Below are 17,400 nucleotides of genomic sequence, written 5' to 3'. Positions count from 1 at the left end.
CCGCTGCCCGGTCGCTCAGTCCCTGCGAACGGCTGGTCCTCCTCCCTCCAGCGCCCCGCCGGACGGCCGTTCCCAGCCGGGCAGGACGCTGATGAAGGGGGCCCCGGTGCGCGGATGCTCGATCACGTCGGCCTCGACCTCGTACACCTCGGAGAGGAGCGCGGCCGTGAGGACCTCCCCGGGCTTTCCGGTGGCGACGACGCGGCCGCCGGCCATGACGCAGATCCGGTCGCAGAAGGCCGCCGCGAGGTTCAGGTCGTGCAGCGCGACGACCGCGGTGGCGCCGAGTCTGCGCACGAGCCGCAGGGCGTCGAGCTGGTGGCGCAGGTCCAGGTGGTTGGTCGGCTCGTCCAGGACCATGGTCCCCGTGCGCTGGGCGAGCGCGCGGGCGATCAGGACCCGCTGCTTCTCCCCGCCCGACAGGCGGTCGAACGGCGCGTGGGCGAGGGCGTCGACGCGGAGCTCCGCCAGCGACCGCGTGATGATCTCGCGGTCGTCGGCGTCGTCGCCCGCGAAGGCCCGCTTGTGCGGGGTGCGGCCCATGGCGACCACGTCGTACACGGTCAGCTCGAAGTCCCCGGACGTCTCCTGAAGCACGGCCGCGAGCCGTTGGGCGAGCCGCTTGCCCGGCATCTGCCAGACGTCCTCGCCGTCGAGCAGGACCCGGCCCGAGGTGGGGCGCAGCGCCCGGTAGAAGGTGCGCAGCAGGGTGGACTTGCCGGCGCCGTTGGGGCCGACGAGTCCCAGCACCTCGCCGGGTGCCACGTGGAGCGAGGCCTGGTGGACGAGGGCTCTGCCGTTCACCACGACGCTGACGCCGTCGGCTTCGAGACGACCGGGCCCGCCGGTCGGCGGGTGCGCCGGGCCGGTCGGGCCGGTCGGGGTGGCCGGGTCGGTCGGGTTGGTCACTGGGCTGCCCTCCGTCGCATCAGCCAGAGGAAGAACGGGCCGCCGACCAGGGCGGTGAGGATGCCGACGGGTATCTCCTCCGGGCTCATGAGCGTGCGTGCGGCCAGGTCCGCGGTGATCAGGAAGGCGGCCCCCAGGAGGGCCGCGGCGGGCAGCGCGCGCCGGTGGTCGGCGCCGACGAGCAGCCGCACCACGTGCGGCATGATCAGCCCGACGAACCCGATCTGCCCGCTGACCGCGACGATCGTGCCGATCATCAGGGCCACCAGCGTGAACAGCGCGCCGCGGAAGCGGTGGACGTCCAGACCGAGGGCCGCGGCGGCCTCCTCCCCGGCCAGCAGGAGGTTGAGCGGGCGGCAGACGCCGAGGAGGACGGCCGTACCGAGCAGGACCGCACCGACCGGGATCCACACCGTGGTCCAGGTGGTGCCGGCCAGTCCGCCGAGCATCCAGCGCAGCGCGGACTGCGTCTTGTGCGGATCGTTCGAGGTGACGATCAGGAAGCTGGCCAGCGCCGACAGCACCTCGGCCATGGCCACGCCCGCCAGGACCAGCCGTACCGTCGTCATCCTGCCGCCGGAGCGGGCGAGGAAGTACACGGCGACGAGGGCGGCCAGGGCGCCGCAGAACGCCGCCACCGGCAGGGTGAACAGCCCGAACACGGTCAGGTTGAGGACCAGGACGAGTACCGCGCCGACCGAGGCGCCCGAGGACACTCCGAGCAGCATCGGGTCCGCCAGCGGATTGCGCACCAGGGCCTGCAGCGCCATTCCGGCCACCGACAGCCCCGCGCCGACCACCCCGGCCAGCAGCACCCGCGGCAGGCGGACGTCGATGACGATCGTCTCGCGCACCGGGGTCCACGTGGGCTCGGCGAGTGACGGGTGCACGCGGTGCAGCAGGATGCTCCACACCTGGTCGGCCCCGACGCTGACCGAGCCCGCCGCGATCGCGGCCGTGGCGGCGCAGACCACCAGGACGCCCAGGAACGCCAGGACCACGCCGTAGGGGATCCCGGGGCGCCGCGCGGGGCCGGGCGGCCGGACCCCCTCGCGGAGCCCGGCCCCTCCGGTCGCCGGGGCTTTCGTCTCGGTCACCGGAACCGGCCCGGGTGGAGCTGCTTCGCCAGCGACTCGACGGCCGACGGCATCCGGACGCCGAGCACCGTGGAGGACAGCGGCAGGACCGCGAACCGCCGGTTCTTGATGGCGGGCACGTCCTTCAGCGCCGGGTTGGAGAGCAGGAACTTCTTCTTGTCCTCGACGGACTGGTCGCCGTAGTCGTAGATGACGATGGCCTCGGGGGCGCGCTGGGCCACCTGCTCGAACGAGACGTCGCCGAAGGCCTTGTCGAGGTCGGCGAAGAGGTTCACCCCGCCGGCCCGCCGGATCATCTCGTTGCCGACGCCCTTGCCGCCCGCCGTGAACGCCGTCTTGTCGCCGCTGTCGTACACGAAGAGCTTGACCGGGGTGACGCCGGCGAGCCGGGTCTCGACCCCGTCGAGGGTGGCGTGCAGCTTCCCCAGCCGCGCCTCGGCCCGCTCGGGCACACCGAAGATCCTGGCGAGCGTACGGATCTCCGCGTCCATGGAGGCCACGTTCACCGGGCCGGTGGGGCATTCCTCGGTGTTCAGGTGGGTGTTGATCCCGGCCTTGGTGAACGCGGCCCGGCTGCGTCCTTCCTTTTCGTCGAAGGTGGACGTCCATCCGCCGTAGACGAAGTCGGGCTCGGCCTCCAGGAGCGCCTCGAAGGAGGGGTACTCCTTGGAGATGACCTTCACGCTGTCGTAGGCGGCCTGGTACTCGGGGAGGATCTTGTCGTCGAGGTAGCCCGTGCCCACCATCGACTTCGCCAGGCCGAGCGAGAGCATGACCTCGGTCGCGTGCTGGTTCAGCGAGACGGCGCGCTGCGGCGGACGCCGGTAGGTGGTCTTCACCCCGCAGTTGTCGACCGTGACCGGAAAGCCCTTGGCGGCCGGATCCGTCGACGAGGTGGCGGAGGGCGTGGTGCCGCCTCCGCAGCCGGATATCAGCAGGGCTGCGGCGAGCACGGACAGCACGGATTTCGGGTGGTTGCGGGGCATGGATGGTCCTCTCACCGCAGATGGATCGGATGGTCTGCACGACTCGTCGGGCGGACGGGCCGAGCGGGGGACGGGCGGCCGGGCCCGTGGGAATCCGGCCAGTCCGGTACGCCCTCCTGCCACCGCTGCCGCAAACTAGTGGCAACTGCATGCAACCCGCAATAAGCCGCGATGCGGAGGGGGAGGGCTCACAGGGGCGCACGGGGTCGCGCGCGACGGATCGCGCTACGGCCCGTGGGGCAGCGGGGCGGCGTCCCCGCCCGGCCACGAAAGCAGCAACGGCCGGGGAGGGCAGGGGGGTTGCACGGGCCGGTGTGCCGGCCCGTCGCCTACGCGGCGGTCGGCCCGGGCACGCCGCCGCGGATCGTGCCGCACGGGTTCGTGCCGCACGGGTTCGTGCCGTACGGGTTCGTGCCGTACGGGTTCGTGCCGTACGGGTTCGTGCCGTACGGGTTCGTGTCGTGCTCGCTCATGACGGGGGCGAGCGTCACCCGGGAGTCGCCCGGAAACCTCGGAACGCGTCCTGCGGTGATGACGGTCGGGTCGGCCACGTCAACTCTCCTTCGCGAGTTGCGGCGGAAAGGCCCCGGAGTGTGTTCTCCGGGACCCCGCATGGCCTTTCGGCCTGCGGGCAGTGGCAGGTCTTCGGACTCGCGGGCACGCCTGCCGGGCCGTTCTCTCCCGGCGGGCACCTACTGGCCGTCGCTTCCCAGGACCGGTTCCGGTCCCAGTGCGTATGACGGCGGTCGTTCCCGCTCACCGCTGCGGGGCAGTCCCGGATTCCCACCGGGTTCCCTCTTGCGACGCATCCCGCCTGGCGGACGGGGCGAACCAGCTGCGCGCACAGCCTACCTGCGAGGCAGGCAGGCCTCACCGGGCCCCGCAGCGCACCGCCCGGGCAGGGCGCGTACGGCGGTTCCCCCTGCCTTCGGCACGGGGTGGCGCATTCGGCCTCCGCTCCGACGGCCACGGGCGCCTCCGCGATCCGTGCGCCCGGCCGGACGGGCCCGTGCGCTGACCGGCGCTCTCGCGCGGGGACCCCGCCGCCCGCCCGTCTGCTCCGGCCGGAGCGGTCGGGTCACCGCCCTCCTGACGGCTTTGGCCGGACCGGGCCTGCCCGCCCGGGCCCGGCCTCCCTAGGATTCCCGCAGCCCCTTCCTCACAGCCTCCGCCGGCCGTTTCCCCCCACCCCCGCTGCGCCGCACGTCCCCGCGTGCCGCCCGGTACCGAAGCAACGGATGGGAGAAATCATGGCCGGTGGATTCCTGGTGAGCGGCGCGATCGGCGCCCTGCTCACCGCCGCCCTGCCCGCGCAGCACAGCCCTTCGGGCATCGTCGACCCGCCGCCGGACCGGATCGTGATCGAGGTCGCGACGGTCAACGGATCCGGGTGTCCGAAGGACACCACCGCCCTCGCGGTGTCGGAGGACAACACCGCGTTCACCGTCACCTACAGCCAGTACATCGTCCAGACCGGCGGCGGCGCACCGCCCACGGCGGCACGCCGGAACTGCCAGCTGAGCCTGGTCGTCCACGTCCCGCACGGCTTCACCTACGCCATCGCCAGCGCCGACTACCGCGGTTACGCCTCGCTCGCGCCGGGTGCGACCGGCATCGAGAAGGCCTCGTACTACTTCCAGGGCTCGCCGCAGACGGCGTACCGCTCGCACGACTTCGGGGGACCGTACGACGACAACTGGCAGGCGACCGACGAGACCGACTGGGCGCAGCTCGTGTGGGCGCCCTGCGGTGTGCAGCGCAACTTCAACATCAACACCGAACTCCGCGTGAACAAGGGGACGTCGGCCCCCGGCGCGACCAGCTACATGACCATGGACTCCACCGACGGCAACATCAGCACGGTCTACCACCTCGCGTGGAAGGAGTGCCGCCAGAGCTGAGCCGGACAGAGCCGGGCGAGTGAGCGCCGGGCGGGGACAACACGGGTCCCCGCCCGGCCCTTTCAGCCGTGGAGCAGGTTCTGCCAGTCCTGCGGGACGCGGCCGGCCGGTCCCGGGGCCGGCTGGTCGGCCGGGTGGCCGGCCGGCGGGGCCAGTTCCGGGCCGGACTTGTACAGGGCGTCGGTGGCGTAGTTCCAGTACCACTCCTCGCCCGGCTCGAAGCTCTGCACCAGGGGATGCCCGGTGGACTTCCAGTGGGCGGTGGCGTGCTGGGCCGGCGAGGAGTCGCAGCAGCCGATGTGGCCGCACTCGGCGCAGCGCCGCAGGTGGAACCACCAGCCGCCCACCGCGTCGCACTCCCCGCAGCCCGTGCCGCTGGGCGGGATGTTCGGGTCGATCCCGTTGATCTCGGTCATGCGGGCTCCTCGGCGGTCTGGGTCGTACGCGCGGTCTCGGTCTCGGTCCCGGTCCCGGTCTGCGGATCCGCTCCGGTCCCGGTCTCCGGGGCGGTCAGCGGCAGCAGCACCTGGAAGCGCGTGTCGCCCGGCAGGGACTCGACGTGGAGGCTGCCGTGGTGCTTGTCGACCACGATCCGCCAGGAGATGTCCAGGCCGAGCCCGGTGCCCTCGCCGACCGGCTTGGTGGTGAAGAAGGGGTCGAAGATGCGGTCGCGGATGTCCTCGGGGACGCCGGGCCCGGTGTCGCGGAACTCCACCAGCAGCCGGTCGCCCTCCCTGGCCGTGCGGACCGTCAGCGTGCCGTCGCGCCCGGTGCTCCCGATGGCGAAGACGGCGTTGTCGATGAGGTTGGTCCACACCTGGTTGAGCTCCGCCGGATAGGCGGGCACGTCGGGAAGGGAGCGGTCGTAGTCCTTGACCACCCGCACCCGGGAACCGATCTTTCCGGACAGCATCAGGAGCGTGCTGTCGAGGAGTTCGTGGACGTCGACGGCCCGGTGCGGGGCGCGGTCGAGCTGCGAGTACTGCTTGGCCGCGTCCACGAGGTGGGAGATGCGGGTGGTGGAGTCGTCGATCTCGTCCATCAGCAGCTCGGTCTCGACCGTGTAGTTGAGCCAGCCCACGGCCGCCGGCAGGATGTCCTCGGCCACGGCCGCCGCGACCTGCTCCAGCCAGTCCGTGTCCAGCCCGGCCTGGACGAAGGTCGGTGCGACCCTCCAGCCCTCCGGGATGCCGTGGTCGTCGAGCCAGTCGGCGAGCTCGTCCTCGCGGTCGGACGCCTCCAGAGGGCTCAACGCCGTCGCCTTCGCGACGCGTTCCACGGTGCGCTCCTGGATCTCGATGAGGTCGGCGATCGCCTCGCGGGAGTAGTTCCCCTGGGCGATGACGGCCAGCTTGTGCCGCATCTTGCCGACCCGTTCCCGCAGCGTCGCGGTGGCCCGGACGGCCGCCGCGGCCGGGTTGTTGAGCTCGTGCGTGAGGCCGGCGGACAACGATCCGAGCGCCAGCAGCCGCTCCCGCTGGCCGACGGCCCGCTGGGTGTTCTTCGCACCGAAGAAGAGCCCCTCCAGCAGGTGGGCGGCCATCGGGAACCACTCCTGCATGAAGTCCGAGAACGACTGCGCCGGCAGCACGAAGAACCGCGTCGGCTCGGTCACCCGCATCGAGTTGTTGTACGTCTGCGGCACCCGCTCGCCCAGATAGGCCTGCATGGCACCCGCGTACACCCCGCGCTGCGACGTCCGGCTCACCTCCACGTCGTCGCCGCCGACCCGGCGGGACAGCACCACGGTGCCCTCGATCATCACGTAGAAGCACGTGGCCGGTTCGCCCTCGGTGTAGACCGGACCGGTCTCGAACCGCTCCACCCGGCCCTCGCCGCACAGCCGCCCGAGCTGCTCCGGGGTGAGCTTCTCGAACAGGAACAGCGAGCCGATCTCCTGCGGACTGCAGGGCATGACCTGCACGTTCATGACTGCTCCAGGTACCGGTGGACGAGCATCACGGCCATGGCCCCCTCCCCGACGGCGGAGGCGACGCGTTTCGCGGACCGGGCACGCGCGTCGCCCGCCACGAACACGCCGGGGATATTGGTCTCCAGGTGGTAGGGCGGCCGGTCCAGCTCCCACTCGGCCGGCGGCCGACCGTCCGGCGTCAGGTCCGGGCCGGCCAGGATGAAGCCGAGTTCGTCGCGCAGCACCGTGCCGTCCAGCCAGTCCGTCAGCGGGGCCGCACCGATGAAGACGAACATCCACTGCGCGTCGACGAGTTCGGTCGCGCCGCTGTCCACGTCCCGCAGCGCGAGCCGCTCCAGGTGGTCGTCGCCGTGCGCCGCCTCGACGAGCGTCCGGGTCCGCACCGAGACGTTCGGCGCCTCCTCGATCTGCTGGATCAGGTAGTGAGACATCGACGCGGCCAGGGACGCCCCGCGGACCAGCAGCGTCACCGACTTCGCCCCCCGAGCCAGGAAGACCGCCGCCTGGCCCGCGGAGTTGGCGCCGCCCACGATGTACACGTCCTGCCCCTGGCAGGAGGACGCCTCGGTGAGCGAGGAGCCGTAGTACACCCCGCGGCCGGTCAGGTCCTCGCAGCCCGGCGCCTGGAGCTGCCGGTACGACACGCCGGTCGCCAGGATGACGCTGTGCGCAGCGACCGACGAGCCGTCGGAGAAGCGCACGACGCGCGCCGGGCCGCTGACCTCCAGCCCCGTCACCTCGCGCGCGGTGAGGATCTCGGCGCCGAACCGGCCGGCCTGGCGGCGGGCGCGTTCCGTGAGCTGGGCGCCCGAGACGCCGTCCGGAAACCCGAGGTAGTTCTCGATGCGGGAGCTCTGCCCGGCCTGCCCGCCGGTCGCCGACCGCTCGACCAGTACGGTACGCAGCCCCTCGGAGGCCCCGTACACGGCCGCGCCGAGCCCGGCCGGGCCGCCGCCGATCACGACGAGGTCGTAGAACTCTGCGGTCGGTGTCGTCGCGAGCCCCACGTGGGCGGCCAGGTCGGTCGCCTCCGGCTCGATCAGCACGGTGCAGTCCGGCGTGACCACCACGGGGAGCCGCTGTGCGTCGGCCCCGGCCGCCTCCAGAAGCCGCAGCCCCTCGGGCTCGTCGGAGGAGTACCAGCGGTACGGCACCTGGTTGCGGGCCAGGAACTCCCGCACCTGCGAGGAGCGCGCCGACCAGCGGTGGCCGACCACCTTGGTGGCGGGTACCGGCCGGTAGTCGCTCGAGCGCCAGGCGGCGAGCAGGTCGTCCACGACCGGGTAGAGCTTCTCCTCCGGCGGGTCCCACGGCTTGAGCAGGTAGTGATCGAGGTCGACGACGTTGATCGCGTCGATGGCCGCGTTGGTGTCGGCGTACGCCGTCAGCAGCACGCGCCGCGCCCCCGGGTACACGCCTATGGCCTGTTCCAGGAACTCGATGCCGTTCATCTGCGGCATGCGGAAGTCGGCCAGGACCACGGCCACCAGATCGCCGCGCAGCTTGAGCTCGTGCAGTGCCTCCAGCGCGGACTCGCCGGACTCGGCGCGCACGATCCGGTACCCGCCGCCGTAGCGGCGCCGCAGGTCGCGGGCGATGGCGCGGGAGACTCCCGGGTCGTCGTCCACCGTCAGGATGACGGTCCGCGCTGCGTCGGTGGCCTGTGCCATGCTGCTCCGCCCTGCGTGCTCCGGACGGCCGGCACGGCGAGCTGCCCGAGCCGGCTCCCGCCCATCGTATGTTCGATCGGGCACGACCGCTCCGGCACCCGGGGCAGGTGCACTCCGACGGCACCCCGGCACCCCCTGCCCCGGCCGTGCGTCGGGGCCGGGGCGGGGGGGGGGGGGGGAGGAAGGGGAAAACCCCGCCCCCCCCCCGCCCCGTTTCCCCCCTCGTGTTTTCGATCGGGAACGACCGCTCCGACACCGGGGGGAGGGACACTCCGAAGGCACCCCGACACCCCTTCCCCCGTCCGTCCGTTGTCCCCGTTAAGCGGACCGGGGCCGACGGACGCGCAGCCCGCCGCCTAGCCGCGGCCCGTTTCCCCGCGGCGTGCGTCCACCACCGCGAGGAGCTTGCCGCTGGTCGGGCTGCGGTCCAGCGACGCGCCGTCGACCGCGTCGACCACCAGGTCCAGCAGCTGTTCCGCCACCGCCGAGCGGAGCTCCGGGTAGCCCGACAGGAAGACCTCCCGCAGCCGCTCCGGGTCCGTGGCCCCGGCCCCGCCCTGCTCCACCCGTACGGTCAGCCGCTCGCGCGCGTCCGTGCCGTCGAGCCGGATCTGCAGCTCGCCGCGGTGGCCGCCCTGCTCCTCGGCCAGTGCCAGGAAGCGGCGGTGGTGGAGGAAGTACGTCGCCACCCGCATCACGTCACCGGTGCGCCCCTTCAGCTCGAAGCGGGGCGCGTGCCGGCCGCAGGGGCAGCGGCCCGGGACTTCCCGGCCGAGGTCGCCTATCACGTACCGCCCCAGGTGCTGGCCGCGCCGGGCGTGCGTGGTGAAGACCAGCCGGCCCGTCTCGCCCGGGGCCACCGGGCGGTCCTCGGCCAGGTCCAGGATCTCCATCGTGTGGAGGTCCGCGTGCAGGTGGTGGACGCTGCCGGTGCTCTCGGTGCACTGGTAGCCCAGCGGGCCGAGGTCGGTGCTGCCGTAGGTGATCGAGCGGACGGCCTCGATGCCGAACCGCGTCCTCAGGGTGCGCTGCTGCTCCTGCGTGAAGTGCTCGCCGCCGTAGAAGACCTTGCGCAGGCCTCCGTACGCGCGCAGGGCTTCCTCCTCCGCGTGCAGCAGCTGCCACAGGTAGGAGGGCATGCCGAAGAGGGTGTCGGCCCCGTGGTCGATCAGCGCCTGCGCGGTGGCGCGGTGGTCCGGCCCCGCGGACAGCGGCAGCTGCACCCCGCCGAGCCGTTCCAGCACGGAGAAGAAGCTGATGAAGCTGCCGTACATGGCGCCGCAGTAGAAGAGGTTGGCGGTGCGGTCGCCGACCGGGTCGTAGCCGGCGGCGAGCAGGCCGCGGGCGGCGGCGTGCATCTGGGCGTCGTAGTCGTCGTAGCTGAAGACCGACAGCGCCGGTGCGCCGGTGCTGCCGCCGCTGCGGAAGTACAGCTCGGCGTCCGCCCGTGCCAGCTGCCGGGCCGGCTCCTGCACGTCCTCCTTGCCCACCAGCGGGCCTGCGGGCTGGGGCAGGGGCCCGGGCCGGGCCAGGTCGTCCAGGCAGGCCGTGGTCGCGAAGCGGGCCGGGTCGGCCTGGACCGCGACGCGGCGGCTGTAGCGCTGCAGGGCGTAGACGCCGTCGTGCGGCTCGCCCGCGTAGCTGTCCAGCATGGCGCCGACCGGCGTGACGCGGGTGACGCCCGCGGCCAGGGCGGTGCGGGAGAGCTCGGCGATGTCGGTCCGGCTGCCCGCCAGCCCCGCCGTCTGCAGATAGCGGCGCATCGGGCGCAGCGTGGCGATCAGCTGCTTGCGGGGCAGCGGCTTGACCCACACGCTGCGGTGCAGCGGCGAGGCGGTGAGCGGGGACCGGGTGTCGGCCATGACCCGCCACGAATCCCGCCACGATCCGCCGCGTGCGGAGAACACCCGGGTCAGGCCCAGGTGTTCCTCGAGCCGGGCCACCAGCTCGGTGGTGGTCAGCTCGGCGTCCGCGGCGGGATCCGGCTCGTCCGCCGAAGCGGCGGCCACGGCCGGCGGCCGGGCCGCGAGGACCGCGGCGAACCGCTCCGCGAAGGCGAACACCTCGTCCTCGTCCTCGGTGTCGAGGTACACCACCTGGGGGCTGGAACACGCCTGCTGCTCGTACAGGCACACGTCGTCCGCGAGGGCGTCGAGCGTCCCGGCGTCCGACCAGGCGTCGGCCGTCAGGTACGCGAAGGAGATCCGGTGCCCCCACTCCACCAGCCGGCAGCCGGCCGGCACATGGGCTGCGACCCCTTCGACGGCGCCCTCCCCGCCCCACACGGCGACGGCGTCCGCCGGCGCGCACATCAGGCGCAGCCACTCCTGCCGGGAGGAGGGGAAGCGCAGGACGACGACCCGCGCGGCCAGGGCGCCACTGGGGTCCAGGGCCGCGAGCTCGGCCATCAGGTGCTGGGTCAGGAGGGTGTCGGCGCTGCTGGTCTTGAGGATGTTGACGTTTCCGGCGAGCAGGCCTTCGACGATGCTCAGCGGCGCGACCGTCGCGGCGTTGCCGGGCGCGATGTGGGCGACCAGGCCGACGGGCGCCCACGCTTCGTACACCGTCTCGCGCGGGTCCGCCCGGTTCAGCCGGCCGGGAGTGGCGCTGCCGAGTTCGCGGCGCAGCTTGCGGGTCAGCTCCCGCCGGCCGAGGAGGCCGCCGAGCTCGGCCAGGACGGCCGGATCCTCGCCCTCGGGCAGGTGTGCGGCGAGCCGGGCACGGACCGGGTGGGCCGGATCGCGCAGGACGCCGGCGAGGGCGTCGCAGGCGGCCAGGACGGTCTCGGTCTCCAGCACCGTGGACAGTGCTGCCTCGACGGCGGCCGGCAGGCCGGCGAGGCGGCGCCCGGCCTCCTCGTCGCCGATGAAGGCGCCCTGCCAGTAGTGGTGCGCGTCGCCGTCGCCACTGCCGTGCTCGTCGTACGCGGCCTCGGTCTCCGTCATCACGGTCACGCCATGCCCTTCATCAGTTCCGCTGCGGCCACCGCGCAGCTGCGGTTGCGGCTCACCCCGGCACGGCCGTGGACGGTGAACCAGGGGGTCTCCAGCTCGCAGGCGCAGGCGTCGCCCGGCTGGAGGGAGGCGAGGTCGCCCATGACCACGCTCTGCGCCGGCACCGAGGTGATGTACGGCGACACGAGGTGCAGGTAGCCCGGCTCCCCGTAGGGCAGGGGCTCGAGCGTGCGCGTGGAGCGGATCGTCACCCGGGACCACACGGGGGCGTGGAGCCGGTGGTGGTCGCACTCGATGTACGGGATGCAGTGCTCCACCGACCCGAAGGTGTCCCGGATCCGCTCACCGGGGATGCCGAGCTGCTCGGTGACGCGCGCGTACAGCTCCTCCTTGCCGATGCGCCGGTCGGCGTGCCCCTTCCAGCCGCCGCCGAGGACGACGAGGGACCCCTCGGGCAGGCGCAGCGGAGGCAGTCCCATGGCCCGCATCCGCTCCAGGGTGAAGAAGAGGAAGGCAGGGAAGCCGAGGATGCGGACCGGGGCGTCCTCCCGCTCGAAGCGGCGCAGTGCGGCGATGCAGCCGAAGGGGTCGAACTCGTGGTCGCCGCCGGTGTTGCGCAGCGCGTACTCGACGCTGCGCGCCGGGGCGAAATCGCACAGGTAGTTGTCGGTGAAGGCCGTCCCGAGGTTCAGGGCGGGGGCCGGCTCGTAGCTGTACAGGAGGTAGTTGACCTCCTGGCCGGGGGTGATCCAGCCGTTGCGCTCGAAGATCCGGGCGACCATGCGCTGGGCGGAGCGGATGGTCCAGTGGTCGAAGAACATCTGCGACTTCTGGCCGGTGGTGCCGGAGGAGGTCAGGTGCAGCTCGACGTCCTCGCGCGGGACGGAGAGCACCTCGTGCCGCTTGAAGAAGTTCGCGTGGACGAGCGGCGCGCGGTACGGCACGGCCGGGGGAGTGGCCTCGTACAGGGAGCGGAAGAACGCGGAGCGCTCGGTGTGCCAGGCGTTCGTCTCCGCCATGGCGGCGGCGAAGAGCGCGTCCTCCGCGGGCCCGAAGGCGTACGGATCGGTCAGGTCGCACAGCTGTTGTACGTGCGGCAGGAGTGCCGGGTCCGGTACGGCGACCGGCGCCAGATGGGGGTTCATGAGACAACCTCGGGTGATGTGGGCAGGTGGGTCGACGCCCAGGCCGACACGTAGCAGTCCAGGTAGGGCTGGAGGGGCGGTTCGACGGCGACGCCGCGGAAGTCGATCCGCTCGCCGGAACGGGACAGGACGGCGTAGTCGTGGAAGCCGTCGCGGTCCGCGCGCATCGCCGGGTAGACGGCCCCCGCGACGAACCCCTGGGAGAGGAAGGCCGAGAGGGCCTCCTGGTGCGCGAGCGGCACCAGGGCCTCGACGTAGCCGGCGCCCGCGCGGGCCAGGGCCCGGGTGACGGGTTCGAGGTACGCGGCCGCGGCGGCCGGATCGGGGTGGGCGGTCAGCAGGGAGCAGTACCCTCCGGCGCGGTTGAGGTAGGCGTAGACCTCGAACCGGCCGTCCTCGGGCGTGAGCAGGACGTTCGGCGTGTGCAGCGGGTAGAACCAGCCCTCGGCTCCGGGGAACCGCTCGCGGAAGCGGCGGCGGACGAACGCCGGTGCCTCGATCATCTCCAGCCGTTCGGAGGCCCCTTGCGGCGCGGGCGCCGGGAGCGGGCACGCGGCCCGGACCCCGGGCCAGCCGATGCCGAGCGCGGCCTCGGCGGTGCGCAGCAACGGCAGCAGCGGGGCGGGCACTTCGACGACGGGGATCCGGCGATCGAGCACACCGGCGGAGTGACGCGCGTAGAGCGCAAGGCTTTCGCGGCTGCGGAGATCCACGGCGTTGGGCAGGATGCCCAGCGGGCGGAAGCCGTTGCGCGCGACGACGCGCTGCGGGCCGGCGCTGACGGTGCGCACGGTCGCGTACACCGAGTCCAGCCGCCCCGTGTCCAGCATCCCGGCGCACAGCGCCCCGGTCAGGGCGGCGGCCAGGCCCGCCGAGCGGTGCCCCGGGTGCACGGCGATGCCCTCCAGGCGGCCGATGCGGCTGCCCGCCTCGCCGTGGATGGCGGCGGAGGCGGTCAGCGCCCCGGTGCCGGAGCAGCGGCCGACGAGCCACAGGGAGTGCGGGTCCTCGATGAGCCGGGCCATCTCGGCCGGGTCGGTGCCCAGGGCCACGGGGTAGTGCGGCCCGTAGACGGCGTAGTACAGCTGGCGCAGTTCGGCGATGTCCGCGCAGTCGGCCGGGGTGATGACGGGGTTCACCGCTCGCCTCCGGCGGGCTGCGCGTCCCGGCCCGCATCCGCCGGGGGCGGCGGAGCCGACCCGAGCAGGGCCAGGGCGACGGCGGCGGGGAGCAGGCCGACGCCCTGCACCAGGCACAGGGTCCGGGGCGAGAGGAAGTCGCCGGCGGTGCCGAACACCACGGACGCCACCGGCAGGGAGGCGCCCAGTACGGCCTGCATCACGGCGAAGAAGCCGGGCTTGTCCGCCGTCGGCACCAGCCGCTGGAAGAGGGCCACGAAGCGGACGCTGACCGCTCCGGCACACCAGCCGGCCACGGCCAGGCAGCCCGCGATGACGAAGCGGTGCGCGATCAGTCCGGGCACCGCCAGGGCGAGGGCCATCAGGGCCAGGCACCAGGCACCGGCGACCGTGGGCCGTCCCGGTACGCGGGTGCCGGTGAAGGCGCCCACGAGCGCGCCGGCGCCCAGCGAGGCCTCCAGCAGGGCGACGGTGCCGCCACCGCCCCGGAGGACCGAGCGGGTGTAGAGGGGGATGACGACGAACACGGCGGCGGTGAAGAGGTTCGCCGCGGTGAAGCAGACCAGGATCCGCCGTACGTAGGGCAGTTCGCCGAGGATGCGGCGCAGCGTGCGCCGCTGGGGCGCGGCGGCCGCCGGTTCGGCGGTCCCGGCGGTGGCAGTGGCTGCGGCGGTGGCACCGGCCCCGGCCCCGGCGGTGCGGAAGCGGGCGCTCGCGACGAGGAGGGCGGCGCCGAGGTAGGCGGCCGCGCACCCGGCGGCCAGCCCGGCCACGCCGGCCCGGTCGACGGTGAGGGCGCCGAGCAGCGCCCCGCCGAGGCCGGCCAGGGACTGGGTGGACAGTTCGAAGCCGGTGGCCGTCTCGATGTCGGCGTCGTCGACGAGTTCGGGCACCGAGGTGGTCAGGCAGGGATCGAAGAACGCCTGGCAGGTCGCCAGGGCGAGACCTGCGGCGTACACGGTGGCGAGCGGCAGGCCACCCCCGTACGCCCACAGCGCGAGGGCGGCCGAGGTGCCCCCCGCCAGGGCGGCGGCGGTGCGCAGCACCGAACGGTGCGCGAACCGGGCGACGGCGCGGGCCACGACGGGCGCCAGCGCGACGGCGGGCAGCGTGCAGGCCGCCATGAACAGCCCGGAGGCCAGACCGGCTGCGTCGTGCACCGCGTGGGCGACGATCCACCAGGACACGCCGACCTGGAACATGCGGACGGCGGCCTGGGTGAGGACCTGGCCGAGCCACACGGCGCCGAAGGCGCGGTTGCGCAGGACCAGCGGAGCGCGGCGGCCGCCGGTTCCGGCGCCTGTCCCTGCCCCGGTCTCCTCCACGGCCACGGGTGAGGCGGTCATGCGGTCGGCCTCTCGTCGAGGACCCGGATGAGCTTGCCCGAGCGCGGGTTGACGGCGAGGTCGCGGTGCTGCACCCACTCCACGGACAGCGGGTGCACGAATCCGGCGCGCACGCTGTCCGGATACAGCGGCCGTACGGTCTCCAGCTCCGTGACCACGGCCGTGGCCAGCGCGTCCAGGCAGCGCGAGAACGCGCCGGAGGCCGCGTCACCGCAGGCCGCGTCACCCGGAGCCCGGTCACCGGGGGCCGTTGCCAGCCGCAGGACGAGCCCGTCGCGGCCCTCCCAGCGGCGTACGACGAGCTGCATGCCGACCACGCGCCCTGCGGTGTCCGCCGTGGCCACGGCGTCCTGGGCGTCCTGGGTGTAGAGGGAGACGGGGCCCACCCGTACGCCCTCCTCGGCGCGGCCCAGGATCCGGAAGTGTCCGGGCCCGGTGCCGGTCCACTCGGCCCGGTCGCCCGCGGGGTAGCGGATGACCGGCATGAGGCGCCGGAAGAGGCTGGTGACGACCACCCGGCCGGGCCGCCCGGGTTCGGTGACGGGCTCGTCGGTGGTGTCGTCGAGGATCTCGACGATCGAGTACGGGGTGAACGCCCGGTGCACCCGTGCGTCCGAGCCGGGTACGGGGCGGCCGAGCAGACCGGCGTCGACGCTGGCGTATCCGACGGAACGGGCCTCGGCGCCCGGGAACGCCGTCGTCAGCAGGCGCCGCTGGTCGTCGAAGAGCGCCTCGCCGCCGAACAGGAGCAACTCGACCGAGTCGAGCCGGACACCGGACGATACGACGTGCTCGGCGAGCCGGCACAGGGTGGTGGGCGTGCCGGCCACCACCTCCGCGGCGAGATCGCGCAGCGTGGGGATCGTCGACTCCAGCGGCGCGCCGCCGCCGATGGGCAGGCGGACGTTGTCCACGGGCGCGTGGGCGAGCGAGTCGAGGACGAAGAGGAAGCTGGCGTACAGCTCCCCGGCGTAGAAGAGGTCGGCGACGCGGTGACCCGGGCGCAGACCCGCGTCCACGAGTCCCTGGCCGAAGGAGGTGACGAACGTGCGCCACTCGTCGCGGGTGTAGACGGAGAACTTGGGGGACCCGGTGGTGCCGCCGGTCTTGTAGACCGTGGCCTCGCTGAGCGGGCCGGTCAGCACGCGGTTGTCGTGCAGGGTGTTGGCCGCCCAGAACGCTTGCTGGTCGACCACCGGCAGGTCGGTGAGGCGGTCGGCGTCCGGCGGCAGGGACGCGTAAAGCTCCTGGTAGAAGGGTGAGTTGTGACGGGCGAAACGTATGAGGTCCGAGAGCTGCTGGGCGGACATGGGCCTTTGCCTAGATGACGGGAACGGGACGGGAGCCACGGCGGGACGCGGCGAGAGAATTCGCCTGCGGGCTCGGCCGGTGTGAACGGGGGACCCCCCGGCACCCCCGCCTCCTCGACGCGCGTATGGAAGTGACGCGCTGTCACGATGATGAAACATCAGTGTGCCGGTTACCAAATCGGGCAAGGATTTCCGGCCAGCTCGGCTGCATCCCGCAGAATTTCTGGATCCGGGCCGCCGGCCGAACGCGCGCAGTGAGGCGCGTCCGTGTCGACGGGGTCGGCGGGGGCGGACTCTACAGGGTCTTACTGACCGGAGCCTTCGCCGTCGTCGAGCGACGCAGCCCGGACCCGCTCCTGCCGCCCCGGCTGCTCGCCAACCCGCATCTGGTCACCGGCGTCGTCATCGCCTTCACCGTCCGGGCCGCTGCCCGCCCCCCGTGCCCCACCAGACCCGGCGCTGCCGAGGGTGCGGTGTCCGGGCTGACCCCCGTACAGCCCGGACCACCGCGGCTCGCAGCGTCACCGCTGCGGCTCCCGCGTGGGGGAACGGGAGCCGCAGCGGTGTCACGGGCGGGTCAGCACTCCCCGCCCCAGCGGTGGGACGAGCCCCGGTTGGCGGGGTTGGCGTTCGGGTACCAGCCCTCGTCGCCGAAGTGCAGGCAGGCGATGAGCGAGCCGGTGTAGTTGGCGCCGTCGTAGATGCGGACGTGGTCGCAGTTGCCGCACGGCGTGCCGTTGTTGCGCCACGACATGTCGTTGTTGTTGATGCTCGCTCCGTTGGACAGGTAGTTGTTCGACCAGTCGGAGTCGTTGCCGGCCCACGCGGCATTGGGGCCCTCGTAGCCGGCGTAGTACCAGGCGCAGAAGTTCCCGCCCGCGCAGGCGCCGGTGCCGGCCGCGGCCGGGGACGCGGTCGCCAGCCCGAGGCCCAAGGTCGCAACGAGGGCGAAGAATAAGCCGATGATCTTGGATCGCATGGCGCAGTCCTCCTGTGGACGCGTCGGTTCA

Annotated in this window: 14 protein-coding genes and 1 riboswitch; of the genes, 1 reads left to right on the top strand and 13 read right to left on the bottom strand. The window is 73.1% G+C overall.

Going from position 1 to position 17,400, the window contains the following annotated elements; all coding sequences use genetic code 11:
- Positions 1 to 15: 15 nt before the first annotated feature.
- The 4 genes from ACZ7H1_RS03800 to ACZ7H1_RS03785 all read right to left on the bottom strand — a co-directional run bounded on the left by ACZ7H1_RS03800 (position 16) and on the right by ACZ7H1_RS03785 (position 3,543).
- A complete protein-coding gene (locus ACZ7H1_RS03800) occupies positions 16 to 936 on the bottom strand; it encodes an ABC transporter ATP-binding protein (RefSeq protein ID WP_470783579.1) in 921 nt (306 codons plus the stop codon).
- On the bottom strand, positions 906 to 2,006 hold the full coding sequence (locus ACZ7H1_RS03795) for a FecCD family ABC transporter permease (protein ID WP_470783430.1): 1,101 nt from the start codon (positions 2,004 to 2,006) through the stop codon (positions 906 to 908). Before ACZ7H1_RS03795 ends, ACZ7H1_RS03800 begins: the two co-directional genes overlap by 31 nt.
- Positions 2,003 to 2,992, bottom strand: coding sequence for an ABC transporter substrate-binding protein (locus ACZ7H1_RS03790; protein WP_470783428.1), 990 nt, complete (start codon positions 2,990 to 2,992; stop codon positions 2,003 to 2,005). Before ACZ7H1_RS03790 ends, ACZ7H1_RS03795 begins: the two co-directional genes overlap by 4 nt.
- 329 nt (positions 2,993 to 3,321) lie before the next feature.
- Positions 3,322 to 3,543: a hypothetical protein gene (locus ACZ7H1_RS03785; protein WP_470783426.1), complete on the bottom strand. Its 222-nt coding sequence runs from the start codon at positions 3,541 to 3,543 to the stop codon at positions 3,322 to 3,324.
- A 68-nt stretch (positions 3,544 to 3,611) separates the two neighbouring features.
- A riboswitch (cobalamin riboswitch) is annotated at positions 3,612 to 3,844 on the bottom strand.
- Positions 3,845 to 4,242: 398 nt separating this feature from the next.
- On the opposite strand from ACZ7H1_RS03785, the gene ACZ7H1_RS03780 reads away from it, so the two are divergent.
- Positions 4,243 to 4,893, top strand: a complete 651-nt coding sequence (locus tag ACZ7H1_RS03780) for a DUF4360 domain-containing protein (protein WP_470783424.1) — start codon at positions 4,243 to 4,245, stop codon at positions 4,891 to 4,893.
- A 62-nt stretch (positions 4,894 to 4,955) separates the two neighbouring features.
- Here the strand turns inward: ACZ7H1_RS03780 and ACZ7H1_RS03775 are convergent, their stop codons facing one another.
- From ACZ7H1_RS03775 to ACZ7H1_RS03735, 9 genes are all read right to left on the bottom strand, one after another.
- Positions 4,956 to 5,309 (bottom strand): UBP-type zinc finger domain-containing protein, encoded by a 354-nt coding sequence (locus ACZ7H1_RS03775; RefSeq protein ID WP_470783423.1) that lies wholly within the window; start codon positions 5,307 to 5,309, stop codon positions 4,956 to 4,958.
- Positions 5,306 to 6,823 carry an ATP-binding protein gene (locus ACZ7H1_RS03770; protein ID WP_470783421.1) on the bottom strand — a complete coding sequence of 506 codons (1,518 nt, stop codon included), beginning with the start codon at positions 6,821 to 6,823 and terminating at the stop codon, positions 5,306 to 5,308. The genes ACZ7H1_RS03775 and ACZ7H1_RS03770 overlap by 4 nt, the downstream gene beginning before the upstream one ends.
- Positions 6,820 to 8,496 (bottom strand): NAD(P)/FAD-dependent oxidoreductase, encoded by a 1,677-nt coding sequence (locus tag ACZ7H1_RS03765; RefSeq protein ID WP_470783420.1) that lies wholly within the window; start codon positions 8,494 to 8,496, stop codon positions 6,820 to 6,822. The genes ACZ7H1_RS03770 and ACZ7H1_RS03765 overlap by 4 nt, the downstream gene beginning before the upstream one ends.
- A 356-nt stretch (positions 8,497 to 8,852) precedes the next feature.
- Positions 8,853 to 11,441 (bottom strand): acyl-CoA reductase, encoded by a 2,589-nt coding sequence (locus ACZ7H1_RS03760; protein WP_470783578.1) that lies wholly within the window; start codon positions 11,439 to 11,441, stop codon positions 8,853 to 8,855.
- Positions 11,442 to 11,446: 5 nt separating this feature from the next.
- On the bottom strand, positions 11,447 to 12,595 hold the full coding sequence (locus ACZ7H1_RS03755) for a LuxE/PaaK family acyltransferase (protein ID WP_470783418.1): 1,149 nt from the start codon (positions 12,593 to 12,595) through the stop codon (positions 11,447 to 11,449).
- A complete protein-coding gene (locus ACZ7H1_RS03750; RefSeq protein ID WP_470783417.1) occupies positions 12,592 to 13,734 on the bottom strand; it encodes a GNAT family N-acetyltransferase in 1,143 nt (380 codons plus the stop codon). Before ACZ7H1_RS03750 ends, ACZ7H1_RS03755 begins: the two co-directional genes overlap by 4 nt.
- Positions 13,731 to 15,080: an MFS transporter gene (locus tag ACZ7H1_RS03745; protein ID WP_470783415.1), complete on the bottom strand. Its 1,350-nt coding sequence runs from the start codon at positions 15,078 to 15,080 to the stop codon at positions 13,731 to 13,733. The genes ACZ7H1_RS03750 and ACZ7H1_RS03745 overlap by 4 nt, the downstream gene beginning before the upstream one ends.
- Positions 15,077 to 16,390 carry a phenylacetate--CoA ligase family protein gene (locus tag ACZ7H1_RS03740; RefSeq protein ID WP_470783413.1) on the bottom strand — a complete coding sequence of 438 codons (1,314 nt, stop codon included), beginning with the start codon at positions 16,388 to 16,390 and terminating at the stop codon, positions 15,077 to 15,079. The genes ACZ7H1_RS03745 and ACZ7H1_RS03740 overlap by 4 nt, the downstream gene beginning before the upstream one ends.
- 577 nt (positions 16,391 to 16,967) lie before the next feature.
- On the bottom strand, positions 16,968 to 17,369 hold the full coding sequence (locus ACZ7H1_RS03735) for a peptidase inhibitor family I36 protein (protein WP_470783412.1): 402 nt from the start codon (positions 17,367 to 17,369) through the stop codon (positions 16,968 to 16,970).
- Positions 17,370 to 17,400 lie beyond the last annotated feature (31 nt).

It is taken from the genome of Streptomyces sp. NPDC037401, assembly GCF_055602345.1.
The sequence above is the reverse complement of the archived record's forward strand: the minus strand, read 5'-3'. Positions and strand labels throughout refer to the sequence as shown.

Bases quoted from the DNA above. Each gene is read 5' to 3' on its own strand.
- ACZ7H1_RS03765 (WP_470783420.1), bottom strand. From the start codon at position 8,496: ATGGCACAGGCCACCGACGCAGCGCGGACCGTCATCCTGACGGTGGAC.
- ACZ7H1_RS03755 (WP_470783418.1), bottom strand. From the start codon at position 12,595: ATGAACCCCCATCTGGCGCCGGTCGCCGTACCGGACCCGGCACTCCTG.
- ACZ7H1_RS03770 (WP_470783421.1), bottom strand. From the start codon at position 6,823: ATGAACGTGCAGGTCATGCCCTGCAGTCCGCAGGAGATCGGCTCGCTG.
- ACZ7H1_RS03735 (WP_470783412.1), bottom strand. From the start codon at position 17,369: ATGCGATCCAAGATCATCGGCTTATTCTTCGCCCTCGTTGCGACCTTG.
- ACZ7H1_RS03760 (WP_470783578.1), bottom strand. From the start codon at position 11,441: ATGACGGAGACCGAGGCCGCGTACGACGAGCACGGCAGTGGCGACGGC.
- ACZ7H1_RS03740 (WP_470783413.1), bottom strand. From the start codon at position 16,390: ATGTCCGCCCAGCAGCTCTCGGACCTCATACGTTTCGCCCGTCACAAC.
- ACZ7H1_RS03780 (WP_470783424.1), top strand. From the start codon at position 4,243: ATGGCCGGTGGATTCCTGGTGAGCGGCGCGATCGGCGCCCTGCTCACC.
- ACZ7H1_RS03790 (WP_470783428.1), bottom strand. From the start codon at position 2,992: ATGCCCCGCAACCACCCGAAATCCGTGCTGTCCGTGCTCGCCGCAGCC.
- ACZ7H1_RS03745 (WP_470783415.1), bottom strand. From the start codon at position 15,080: ATGACCGCCTCACCCGTGGCCGTGGAGGAGACCGGGGCAGGGACAGGC.
- ACZ7H1_RS03775 (WP_470783423.1), bottom strand. From the start codon at position 5,309: ATGACCGAGATCAACGGGATCGACCCGAACATCCCGCCCAGCGGCACG.